This window comes from Phycisphaeraceae bacterium, assembly GCA_019636555.1.
Taxonomy (GTDB): Bacteria; Planctomycetota; Phycisphaerae; order Phycisphaerales; family UBA1924; genus JAFEBO01.
Window position 1 is genome coordinate 150,360 of sequence record JAHBXH010000001.1, and the last position, 12,279, is coordinate 162,638.

Below are 12,279 nucleotides of genomic sequence, written 5' to 3' on the forward strand. Positions count from 1 at the left end.
GTGCGCATCCCGTCTACTTGAACAGACTGTTGGGCTCCCTCGCAAGCTCCAGGATCAGTTCCTTGATCTCTTCGGTGGACGGCTTGGGAATACACCAATCCACCCTCATGCCGTTATCCAGATAGAGCGCATTGCGCCGGTCGAGCGATGCCGCCCGCAGCTTGTGCCACTGATCCGCGCACGCCAGGACCGGCCAGAACTTGCGCTGCCCCGTAACCGGATCGTTTCTGGGCTTCTGATACAGCTTCGTCAGCGACCACTCGGGCCGCGTCAACCCGAGCCGGATGAAATCCGCGAGTAGCATGATCGAGCCGGGCCAGTATTCGTAACTGCTCCCGCCGATGCGGTACGTCGGTTCGAAGTTCGTCGCCGGGTCCGAGCCGATCACATCCGACGGACACTTCCACGGATCGTTTGATCTATAGAACCCGTCCGACTCTTTCACCGGCTTGGGCGTATCGAGATACTCACCCACGACTTCCGGAAAAGTCGGCCGATCGGTCGATTCGATCAGGCCGCTCGCAAAGGGCAGCACACCCTTGGACTTCGTGTCCATGTACATCTGCAAACCCTTGCCGATGCTGGACAAATTCGTCATGCACTTGACGCGACGCGAGCTTTCCCGCGCCCCGCTCAGCGCCGGAATCGTGATCCCAATCAGCAGCGCGATGATCGAGATGACCACCAGAAGCTCGATCAATGTGAACGCAACGCGACGCATGGCGGAAAATCTCCGCATCCGGAGGACCAAATCGTAGTTCGCCGCCGTAGCCCAACTGGTTTCGAAAAGAAGCCACAGGTCGCATGGGACTCATAGGACCTATTTCCGCCTACCGATTCGCCGGCGCTCCGCGTCGAAACCCCCCGCCCCCACCGTGCCCGCCATGCCCCCCGCCCCGGAATCCGGGGCGCTCGATCACGCCGCCGGATTCGATGACCTGCCGCTCGTATCTCGCCTTGCCAACCTTGTAATCCATCAGGAAGAGCGCCTTCTCCGCCTTCTGCCCCGCGACCTCGTAGAGCCGCTTGCGCGCGTACATCAGGTCCGTCCGGCGCGACACATGGCAGAGCACCAGCGCCTGGCACTGCAGAACACCGAGCCATTCCGCGATGTTCTCGACGTGCATGTGCATGCCGACCTTCGCGCGCTCCTTGTGATCGGGCTCAAAGAACGTGCACTCGCAGATCACGATCTGCGCGTTGATCACGTCGGGTCTCAGGAGTGCCGCGCACGGCTGCGTGTCGCCCAGGTACGCGATCAGCGGAATCTCCAGCGTCCGCGTGATCTCGATCCCGCGGTCCTTCAGGTCCTTCAGTTTTTCCTGAGGCAGATCCACATACTCCGGCTTGAGCTTGCTCCGCTTCTCGATGACGCTGTAGCCCATCGAGGGCGCTGTGTGCTCCGTGTGGAATCCGCGCAAGTAGATATTGTTCTTGATCTCGACCTGGCCGTCCGCTTTCAGCGGGATCAGTTCGTACGGCGTCTTCTGCTGCTCGAGATCGATGAACCCTTCCATCATGCGTGTGATCGCCGGCGCGATCCGCTCGTCGCAGATGATCCGCCCGTCGCCCATCCCTTGGAACCGGCGCTGGCTGCAGTAGTACGCCAGCCCGCCGATGTGGTCCATGTGACCGTGGCTCACGGCGCAGTACTTGCTCGCGAGCGCCGCGCGCGGACACTGCCCCATGTCGAAGCACACGTCGAGCTCCGGCACCTGAATTGTCGTGACTTCGCCCGCGACCGAAAAGCCCTGAATCCGGTACGGCGGAACGAAATAGAACCCCAAAGAGCCCTCGCGCGGGGGCGGTTTCGGAATCATCGGTCCAATCTCCGAACGTTCGCGGGCTTTTACCCGGACGGTCAAGCGCGAATCTTCACCCGCGCCGGATGTATGTGGCGGCCACGCGGCCGCGTCTTGCCCATTCTAGCAGAAACCGCTCCCGCCGCGTTGCACTTTCCAGCCAACACCACGAAGTTCGCCGCATCTTTACACGGCCGCGGGCTTGGCTTCTGCCTTCACGGGCGCGCCCGCCGCGTTTCCCGCAGCCCGAGTCACTGCCTGACGAGGCGGGTCGGTCCACAACAATCGCAACGAATTGAGCACAACCAGAAGTGTGCCCCCCTCGTGAGCCACCACACCCAGCCCCAGCGCCACCGGGTGCCGCAAGAGCGAACCAATCAAGGTCGCCACTCCCATGACCGCGATGATTCCGAGCGCAAAAACCAAGTTCGCGCGCACCGTCGCCCGAGCACGCCTCGCCAGTTTCACCGCCCACGGAACGGCCGACAGATCGTCCGACAAGAGCACGATGTCGGCAGATTCCAGCGCTGCGTCGCTGCCGATCGATCCGATCGCCATCGAAACATCCGCCGCGGCAAGCGCGGGCGCATCGTTCACTCCGTCGCCGATCACCGCCACGCCGCGCATCGGTCCGCCCCGCGTCTGGGCCCGGTACTTCAACTCTTCCTTCAACGCCGCGACCGCATCCAGTTTGTCCTGGGGAAGCAGGTCCGCTCCGAACTCGTCGATGCCCAGGCTCTTCGCCACGCGCTCGGCCGTGGTGCGGTTGTCTCCCGTCAGCATCTTTACCGGGCGCACGCCCAGGTTGTGGAGTTCCTTCACCAGTGCCCGCGCTCCGGGCCGCACAGAATCCGACATGATGAGCACCGCCGCCTGTCCGACGCCTTCCGCATTCGGATCGCTCGCGCGAGCCGAACTCAGCGTGCTCTCGTCCACCCCGACCGCGATCACCACGCCCATCTGCCCGCGCTGCTGAATCGTCTTCAGCACATCGTGCACGCGGTTCCGCAGACAAACGGGCGTCACCGCATCCGTGTGCGCCGTGCTCCCGAGCCTCACTTCCGATCCGCGCCATACCGCGCTCATACCCCGCCCCGTTGTGTGCGTGATGGTCGAAAGCTCCGTATCGGGCGCAATCTCGCGGGCCTTCGCCGCGTCGCGCACCGCCGCCGCGATCGGGTGCGTGCTCTCCCCTTCGATCGCGGCCGCAAGGGACAGAAGCTGCTTCCCGTCCGACCACGCCACCGCGTGCACCTGTTCCAATCGCGGGCGCCCCATCGTCAGCGTCCCAGTTTTATCGAAACAGACCGCGCCGATGTTCGCGAGCCGCTCGATCGCCTGCCCGCCCTTGAACAAAACGCCCGCGCGGGCGCCGCGCGCGATCGCGGAGAGTGTTGCCGTCGGCGTCGCGATGATCAGTGCGCACGGCGAGCCCACGATCAAGAGTGTGATCGCCGTGTACAGCGACTCGTCGAACGTGCGCCCGATCAGAATCCACCAGACCACCAGCACGAGCGCGCTCACCACCATCACGCCCACCGAGTACGGCCCGCTGAGTTTGTCGATCGTCCGCTGCACCGGTTCGCGCTGTTCGCGCGCCGTCGTCACAAGATTCAACACCTTCTGCAGGCTGCTCTCGTGCGCCGGCCGGATCACCTCCGCCTCGATCGGATCGTCGAGATTGATCGTCCCGGCGAAGAGCTCATCGCCGGGCTTCACCGCGCGAGGCATGCTCTCGCCGGTGATCGCCGATTGATCCATTTCGGTTGCGCCCTGGAGCAACTTGCAATCGGCGGGCGCGCGCTGGCCGGGCCTGATCTTCACGCGCTCGCCCGCGACCAGGCTCTCCGGCGCGATGTCCACCCACTCGCCGGCGCGCAACACCGTTGCTTCCGTCGGCATCAGCTTGTGCAGCGCCTCGATCTCGCGCTTCGTCCGGGCCATCGCCATGTCTTCGAGAGCGCCGGCCAGCACGAACAAAAACAGCAGCAGCGCGCCCTCTTCCGCGTGCCCGATCGATGCCGCGGCAATCGCGCCAACCACCATCAGCACGTCGATGTCGACGCGCTTTTCCGAAAGGGCTTCCCATGCCGCCCGCGCGCCGTGCACGAGCCCGAGGGCAAGGCTCGCCCAAATCGCAAGCTCGGCCCGGGGCCAATCGAAGATCGCGTGCAAACCCCAGCCAAAGAGCAGCAGCACTCCCGCGAGAATCGCGGCGTACAGCTCGCCCCTGGTCGAAAAGATCGCCCGGAACAGCCCCGGCGCTCCCGAGTTCTCCTGCGTTTTTGCTTCCATGCCGCGTCTAGACGCTAGCACATCAGACTACTCGCGGCTCCCTTGCCCGATTCCGCCCGGCGGCGCGTAGAAAACATCCAGCGACCGTGTCGCCACATCGCCCTCGAGAGGCATCCACCGCTGGAAAACCTTCGGCTGCGGCACGTCATTGGGCATCAGCAGCAAAGAGCCCGTGTAGACCCTGTCGCGCGCCACGCGATTGTCGAGCCGCGCCCGGAAGTAAAAGAGCGATTCGGCGAGTTCGACCGGATAGCGGCTTGCCTCTCCCATCTCGCTATATTCGCCCCGCAGGCTCACATCAGGCCATCGTTCCGCAAGGGCTTGTTGGAATTTCACGCCAGAAAGAGCTTCGCCCCGGACCGACGGAACCACGTTCTCCTGAGCATCGACATAAACCCAGGTCTTCTGGTCCGCCAGCCACGCTTCGGCCGCGAGATGTCCGGCGCCGATCAGGGATGTTTCCACATCCGGCAGCATCAGGCTGAGCTCGCGCGCCGGGATCCCTATCGCGTTCAAGCAGCCGGCAACGACGGTCGCAAACTCGACGCAGCTGAACCGCCTGCCCTTTGCCGCCTCGCGCACGATCGAGATCGGATCGGTGCCCTGCGATCGACCGCCCCCGTCGTGCTTCCACAACCCGTGTACGTACGCGCACACCCGTCTCACTCTTTCCAGATCGCTTGTCGCGCCCTCGCACAACTTGTCGAGCCCGCACACACTCCGCAGCTCCGAAGCGTACTTCTCATCCGCCACGCCGTACCGGAGCGCCGTTTCCGGCGCGCCGCCGCTCTCGAACGCGAGCCTCTTCAGGCCATGATCGATCCGGTGCACATACCCGTCCGGCGTTTCGATCTTGAATACGTCCGCGTGAAGATTCGGCGCCGTGTCCAGCGAGATGATCTCCTGAACGACCGCCGATTCACGCCCGCCCGTGACCGAAATCCGCCGGCGCTTCCTCGGCAGGTGATCCGCGACGCCGATCGACCAGCGCGTCACTTCACCCTCCGGCCCGATCACTTCGAGCACGTCGCACGGAATCCCGGAAACTTCCTCCGTCCCGAGCAACCGCACCGATCCGCCCCCGGGCGATAGCCGCGCCCGTGATTGCTGGGTGAACTCGCGGAACAGCACGACGCTCAGAAACGAGCCCGCGTTCGATGCCGCGTTCTCGTACGTGCCGTGTGTGCACACCTTTCGCGCATGATCGATCACCCCCAACCTCGATCCGTCGAACGAAATCTCCTGGATGAGTTCCCCCACCAGATCCGATCGAGGAACAACCACCCGGGACCAGAACAGAGGCAACGCATCGTCGTCGCTCCGCTGCTGCTTCACCCGCGCGATCGTCTTGCGGCTCGCGTCGCCGAACGGGCCGCTCCCGACCCGATAACACGCGACCACGTACTCGACGCTGTGAAGTTGAGCGAGGGCCTGATCGGACTGAACAAGCACCTCAGACGCGGTCGCACCCATCGCCGCGCGCAGCGACACCGCCACCACCCACACGAAACCGAGTGCTTGCGTTCCCTTGGGCATGACCGACCGTCCGCGGACCCACGTGTCGGCAAAACGGCGAACAACCGTCCATATTGCAACGACGCGAGATTTGCTGGGCGATTCATCGCAAAAGGGCAATCGGTTCCGAACTCATTGTGAAAATGAGAACAGATTCATCTTGCGCCGGCGACCCGCCGCCTCCGCATTCCTATCTCAACACTTCGTTCATCTGCCTGCGCTCAAGCTCCGTGGCCCCGTCCACGGGAATCTCCTTCAGGAGATTGTCGATGATCGCGTCCGTCGTCACCTGATCGGCTTCCGCGTTGAAATTCGTCATTAACCTGTGGCGCAGCACGGGCTTGGCGATCTGACGCACATGCTCCGGCGTCACGTGCGTCGCGCCGGTCAGGATCGCCCGCGCCTTTGCCGCGAGCACCAAAAACTCGCTCGCCCGCGGCCCGGCGCCCCATGCGAGATACGCCTCCACCAATTTCGGCCGCTTGCCTCCGCCATCAAACGGCTCTTTCACGCGCGTCGCGCGCACCAGCCTGAGCGCATATTTAATGACATAGTCCGGCGCCGGCATCGCCCGTACCAGGTCCTGTATCTTCTTTATGTCCGCCGCCGAGAGCACCGCCTGCGTCTGCACGCTTGCCCGCGTCACGCTCCGCTTCACGATCTCCTCTTCCTCGCTCATCGACGGATACGAGATTTGAATCTGGAACATGAACCGGTCGAGCTGCGCCTCGGGCAGCGGATACGTGCCTTCCTGTTCGATTGGATTCTGCGTCGCCAGCACAAAGAACGGGTTCGGCAAGTCGTGCTGAATGCCGCCGACCGTCACGTGCCGCTCCTGCATCGCTTCGAGCAGCGCCGCCTGTGTTTTCGGAGGCGTGCGGTTGATCTCGTCCGCCAGAATCACATTCCCGAAAATCGGCCCGCGCACAAAGCGCAACTGCCGATGCCCGGTCGCTTTATCTTCCTGAATGACTTCCGTGCCGGTGATATCGCTCGGCATCAGGTCCGGCGTGAACTGGATGCGGCTGAACTGCAAACTCAGCGTCTTCGCCAGCGTACTGATCAGCAGCGTTTTCGCCAGCCCCGGCACTCCGACCACCACCGCGTGTCCGCGGCAAAAAATCGCCATCAGCGTCTGATCCACCACCTCGTCCTGCCCCACGATCGTCCGGTGGATCTCTTCCTTCAGCCGGCGCGCCGACTCGCGAACCTGCTCCACATCCTGCATCTGCACTTCCGGCTCGCTCATCGCTTCGACTCCATTCGCCCACCAATCGCTTCCCCATCCTACCGGCCACATGCAGTATCGGTTCGCCGAGCCCCCTCCCGGAGGGAGGGGGTGTGGGGGTGGGCAGAGATCGGCCGATTTCGCAGGCAAAAACCCTCAACCCGCTTCCAACCCGCGTACTTTCAGCATCCCTCGCGAGAACCGCCAATGCTCCACAAGTCGCTTCTTTCTCTCCTCCTCGCCGCGGCACTCCTCGGCCCCGCCTGCCAAACAGAATCGCACGTCGCCGCCCAGCCCGCGCCGGTCTCCCACGCCCCCGCCCCGCCGCCTGCAAAGCCTCAGGCGCCCGCCATCGGCAGGTACATCGCGCCAGGCGCGATCGACCTCCACGCGCTGCTCCCCGATCCTCCCGCGCCGAACTCTCCGATCTCAAACGGCGAGATCGAACTCATCCTCGCGACGCAGGCCGACGCCTTTCCCGCATCTCGCCAGCGCGCTATCGACGAAGACACCATGAAGGTCTGGCTCTTCGCCGATGCGCTCGGCCCATCCTTCAACGAAGCCGACAAACCGAAGACTGCGGCACTCATCAAGCAGATCGAGTGCGACAGCAAAGCCATCAGCGATCGCGCGAAGGCAACGTGGAACCGCCCGCGTCCCTACATCCAGGACCCGCGCATCAAGCTCGTCACCCAAGGCCCGAGCAACAACTCCTATCCCAGCGGCCACGCCACCCGCGCCAGCGCTTGGACCGAAACGCTCTGCCTGCTCGTCCCCGAAAAATCCGACGCGATCCGATCCCGCGGCAGGCTCATCGGCCTCGATCGCATCATCCTCGGCGTCCATTTCCCGAGCGATGTCGCCGCGGGTAACGCACTGGGAAAGGCAATCGTCGAACAGATGAAACAAAGCCCGCTCTTCCTGCACGACCTCGAAGAAGCACGCCAAGAGTGGACCAAGTAACGCGCCTTGGTGCCACCGCTCTTCCGGGCGGTGCGCAAGCTTCTGGTGCCGCACGTCTCGCGCGACCCGCTCGTTTACATCCCGTCTTTCAATTCCGGCTCCACCAGCCGCGCGAGCAGGCTCATCGACTCCTGCCAGCCGACGCAGCAAGTCTCCGGCGGGATGATCTCCGGCAGGCCCTCGTGCACGATCGTCAGCTCCGTGCCGCACGAAACCTTCTTGAACGTCACCGTCACCCGCATCTCGCCCGGCAGATTCGGATCATCGAATTTGTCCGAATACTTCAGGCTCTCGCCCTCTTTCATCTCGATGTACGTGCCGCCGAAGGAGTGCGTATACCCCGTCGTGAAATTCGTGAACGACATGCGGTACCCGCCGCCCACTTTCGCGTCCATCGAATGCACCGTGCCGGTGTACCCATCCGGCGGCATCCACTTGCACATCGCGCCGGGATCGATAAACGCGCGGTAGACGCGATCGGGCGGGGCTTTCAACACGCGGTGAAGGCGGATGGTGTTTGTGGCCATGCGCGATTGTTGCTACCCGGGCGGCGTCACATCCCCTGCCGGAGAAAACAGGAATATCGCGTCCAGCTCCACGGCCTGCCCTCCGCGGCAACCACAAACCCGCCACTTCGCTCTTTCAACTCTTCCTTTCTTCTCCGTGCCCTTTGTGTCCTTCGTGCCTCTGTGGTGAAATCCCCAGCGACCTTGCCACGGCAGAATCCGACCGCCCGCTTCCTTGCAGAAGCGCCGAGCCCCTGATGCCTGTTGCCCGATGCCCAGTGCCTAATGCCTTCCCTTACGAACACACCAGTTCGTTGTACGCCGCCACGAAGATCACAAAGTCCGAATCATCCACAAGCCCGTCGAGATTGAAGTCTGCCGGGCACCCGATCGGCATCGTCGGGTCTTCGCAGTCCAGCAGGTTGTACGCCGTGACGAACACCACAAAGTCCGAGTCATCGACGAAGCCCTCGCCCGTCAGGTCCGCCGGGCACGCGGCAGGCACGTACGCCGCGATGCACCCCATCGAAGGCGTGCTCTCAGTATTGACAAACGTCCATGAATTCGTGCCGCTGCTGTACGTGAACCGGTCGATCCCGCCCGAGTTGTGCCGCGCGACGTACATCTCCTGCCCGTCCGGGCTGAACGCGCAGTCGATCGACTGCGTCGAGTTGATCGACTGCAGCACCGTAAACGATCCATCCGCGTGAGTCTGGAGTCGGTAGACCTTGCTCGAGCCGTAATCGCACACATAGATCTCGCCCTGAACGGGGCCGAGCGCAAAGAAATGCAGCCCGCTCGCGCCCGGGATTCCCACCGCGGAAAGCTCGGTGACCGAGCCGTCGCCGTTGAGCCGGAAGCGGAAGATCGTGCCGTTCGTGCCCGCGCTGGCGTACAGGTAATTACCGCTCGGCTCGACGCACACGCCCCGCCACGCCCGCCCGCGCGCAAACGAACCGTTCGAGGTCACGTTGCCCTGCGTGTCGAACGTCCAGCGCCAGATGCCGTCGTTCACGGCCCCGCAGAAGAGCTCGCGCGTGATCGGGTTGAAGCAGATCTCGTGCGGACCGACCAGCCCGGTCTGGCCGAACTCATCGATCTTCGTCGCCGTCGCACCGCCATCGGTCAGCGTGAAGCGCGAGATCGTGCCCGGTTGGAATCCGTTGCCCGCGCGGTTGGAGATGAACAGGTCGGTCGGCGTGCGGAACGCCACGCCGATCGGATCGTGCACTTGTCCATCGGGGATGCTGGAAAGCGGGGTGAGCGCGCTACCCGCGCCCGTCAGCGACCAGCGCGTCACGCTCTTCCACTGCTCGGGCGGGATGCTGAACGGCGGCGTCTCCGTCGCGACGATCTGAAACGGCTGCGCCAGCGCACACGCCGACACCAGCAAGCCGGAGGCAAAACCCGCCCACAAACCAATGCTCTTCATAACCCTCTCCTGTGCGCGCGGATGCCCGCGCCGCATGAAGAAGCAGTCTACCGCCCCCCGCAACATTTCCATAGAAAGACCGGGCACGCTCCCACGAGAATCGCGCCCGGTCCCATAAAGCACAAGAGGTTTCTCCGCTGCCGGTACTTAAGGACACAGCAGCGCGTCGTAACTCCCGGCGAAGATCACAAAGTCCGAGTCCTCCGTTAATCCGTCGCCGTTCAGGTCGCCGCGCGGATCGATCAAATTGTCGTAGTACCCCGCGAAGAGCACGAAGTCTGCATCGTCCACGAATCCGTCCCCGTTCAGGTCGCCCGGACACGGCGCGTGACGCACGGCGTAGTCGAGCGCGTTCGCCATGATCCATGTCCCGTCGGTCCGCGGATTCCAGTTACCGGCCGCGTCGGACGAAGGCGGATAAAAACCGAGATCCACCCGCTTTCGGAAGTTGTGCATGCTGGTGAGCATCTTGCCGTCCGACCAGTTCATGATCCTCTGGCCCCGCAGGAGTGGGTTGTTCCCCTGCCGGTATGCGAAGGTGCCGCCGTCGAACTTGCGGACGAAAGTCGCGATCGGGTTGTTCGGCAGGACGAACGCCCCGAGGGTCGCCGGCGTCGAAATGCTCGCTCCGGTCGAACCCTCCGGAGTGATGTCGTACCCCTGCGAGATCCACCGGCCGCGCGGGCGCGAGTTCGCGAATGCCGCATTGCCGGTGACGGCGAACACGCCCTCGACAACGCTGCCGCCCGCATCTACATAGTCCGCGAACACATTCCCGACCGCGTCCGCGTTGAGGAAATTAAAATTGCTCCAGCAGAGGAGCGCGTTGAACGGGCTGAGCGCCGAGAGCCCCGGCGTTCCCACCTCCAGGTCCTGCGAGTTGGTGACGCCGCTGAAGCGCCGCGATGCGATCAGCTTCGCAATCGTGTCGGTCGTCGTGTCCGAAGCCGTGACGCCGATGTACGGCTTGCTCACATAAAGCAGCGCGTTCGCCATGAGCTTCGCGCCGTCGCCCGACCAGTACGATGCACCGAGCGTGCTCGACGGCGGATAGAAACCAAGGTCCGCGCGATTGGCGCGCCTCGTCGAAACCGCGACCAGCGTCTTGCCGTCCGACCACTGTGCAACCCTGAGACCGCCCGGTGCGAGCGTCGTCAGGGTCGGCCGATAGCTGCTGTTGCCGCCGTCAAAGCCCCCGACGCCCGCCATGATCGGGTGACTCGCATACGCGACAGCGCCCAACGTCGCGTTGCCGGATGTGGTTGAGCTGAAATTGATGATCCGGTAGTCGCCGGTGAATCGCCCGCCCAGATCGCTATTCGCGATGCCGCTGACGGTGAACATCGACAGCACCACGCCCCCGCCCCAGTCCACGTAATCGGCGACGACGTTGCCCAGCGCGACGCGGTTGGACCAGGCAAAGTTGTTCGCGACCAGGATCGCGTCGTAATTCTGGAGCTGTGCCAGCGTCGGCGTGGAAGCTTCGGCGTCAAACGCATCGACGCCGCCGAGCGTGCCGGTGCCCGCGAGCTTCGCGATCACGTCGTTCGTCTCGGAAGCGCCCCCAAACGAATGAACCACGAGCACCTTCGGACGAATCGTGTAGAGCAGCGCGTTCACCATCAGCTTCACGCCGTCTGTCGACGCATTCCACAAATCGCTCCGCACCGCCGAAGACAAGGGCCAGAAGCCGAGGTCCGCGCGATTGATCTTCGGCCCCACAACCACCAGCGGCTTCCCGTCCGACCACGACGCGATCAGCGTCGCGCCCGCGGTGAGCGCCGTTCCCGATGGACGGTAGCTGCTCGATCCGCCGTCGAAGGTTTGGACGCCGATCATCGTCGCGTGATTGGGAACCGCGATCGTGCCCAGCGTCGCCGCGCCGCTCGTGCTCGACCCGAACGTGATGCAGTTGTACGAGGCCGTCCACGTCCCCCCCAGATTGCTGTTGGCAATTCCACCCGTCGTGAAGATCGCCTGCACGACGCCGTACCCCGCGTCCACGTACTGCGACATCACATTGCCCAGCGCCGTCCGATCCGCCCAGGACCCCTGATTGCTGCAGAGCACCGCGTCGTACGCCTTGAGCTGTGCCAGCGTCGGAGTCCCAAGCCCCGCATCGAACGCATCGACCTGCGCAAAAACCCCCGACCCGGCGAGCTTGCTCACGACGTCCGCCGCGCCGCCGGCCTCGACCGTCGAGTGAACAAAGAGCACCTTCGGCTTGCGCGCCGCGCCCGCCTCCGCAAACGAAACACACAAGAGCACCGCAACCGCCGCCGCGATCAGACGCATCCAGGTCGCCATGATGATGTCCCTCCGCATTTCGAGCCCCCGCCCGCCGACCCGCAGCCGGAGCCCCGCGCGCCGCGCTGCGCCTTCGTTATACCGGACCCAGCAGGAATACCCAAGAAGAATCCGTAATCCGCTGTCGCCGCCGGTTTCGATGTGCCCGCACGGCTCAAAAACGCCGCTCGCGATGAGCGTTTCCTTAAGCAACACCGCCGGATTGGCTTCGTGCCCGCGCCCACAAGCCGG

Annotated in this window: 9 protein-coding genes; 1 reads left to right on the plus strand and 8 read right to left on the minus strand. The window is 63.9% G+C overall.

Annotation, left to right across the window (positions count from 1 at the left end; genetic code table 11):
• Positions 1–13 precede the first annotated feature (13 nt).
• The 5 genes from KF691_00630 to KF691_00650 all read right to left on the minus strand — a co-directional run bounded on the left by KF691_00630 (position 14) and on the right by KF691_00650 (position 6,861).
• The gene (locus tag KF691_00630; GenBank protein MBX3387937.1) at positions 14–739 is read right to left on the minus strand and encodes a type II secretion system protein; all 726 of its coding nucleotides are present in this window, start codon (positions 737–739) and stop codon (positions 14–16) included.
• Between the two features lie 91 nt (positions 740–830).
• Positions 831–1,820: an MBL fold metallo-hydrolase gene (locus tag KF691_00635; protein ID MBX3387938.1), complete on the minus strand. Its 990-nt coding sequence runs from the start codon at positions 1,818–1,820 to the stop codon at positions 831–833.
• Between the two features lie 168 nt (positions 1,821–1,988).
• Positions 1,989–4,097 carry a cation-translocating P-type ATPase gene (locus KF691_00640; protein ID MBX3387939.1) on the minus strand — a complete coding sequence of 703 codons (2,109 nt, stop codon included), beginning with the start codon at positions 4,095–4,097 and terminating at the stop codon, positions 1,989–1,991.
• Positions 4,098–4,124: 27 nt separating this feature from the next.
• Positions 4,125–5,633: a hypothetical protein gene (locus KF691_00645; protein MBX3387940.1), complete on the minus strand. Its 1,509-nt coding sequence runs from the start codon at positions 5,631–5,633 to the stop codon at positions 4,125–4,127.
• Between the two features lie 169 nt (positions 5,634–5,802).
• Positions 5,803–6,861 (minus strand): MoxR family ATPase, encoded by a 1,059-nt coding sequence (locus tag KF691_00650; GenBank protein ID MBX3387941.1) that lies wholly within the window; start codon positions 6,859–6,861, stop codon positions 5,803–5,805.
• A 186-nt stretch (positions 6,862–7,047) separates the two neighbouring features.
• Between KF691_00650 and KF691_00655 the strand changes: the two genes are divergently transcribed.
• Positions 7,048–7,803 carry a phosphatase PAP2 family protein gene (locus KF691_00655; protein ID MBX3387942.1) on the plus strand — a complete coding sequence of 252 codons (756 nt, stop codon included), beginning with the start codon at positions 7,048–7,050 and terminating at the stop codon, positions 7,801–7,803.
• 74 nt (positions 7,804–7,877) lie between these two features.
• Here the strand turns inward: KF691_00655 and KF691_00660 are convergent, their stop codons facing one another.
• From KF691_00660 to KF691_00670, 3 genes are all read right to left on the minus strand, one after another.
• A complete protein-coding gene (locus KF691_00660; GenBank protein ID MBX3387943.1) occupies positions 7,878–8,330 on the minus strand; it encodes an SRPBCC family protein in 453 nt (150 codons plus the stop codon).
• 274 nt (positions 8,331–8,604) lie between these two features.
• Complete coding sequence (locus KF691_00665) at positions 8,605–9,741, minus strand: hypothetical protein (protein MBX3387944.1); 1,137 nt, start codon at positions 9,739–9,741, stop codon at positions 8,605–8,607.
• 147 nt (positions 9,742–9,888) lie between these two features.
• Positions 9,889–12,243 carry a hypothetical protein gene (locus tag KF691_00670; GenBank protein ID MBX3387945.1) on the minus strand — a complete coding sequence of 785 codons (2,355 nt, stop codon included), beginning with the start codon at positions 12,241–12,243 and terminating at the stop codon, positions 9,889–9,891.
• Positions 12,244–12,279 lie beyond the last annotated feature (36 nt).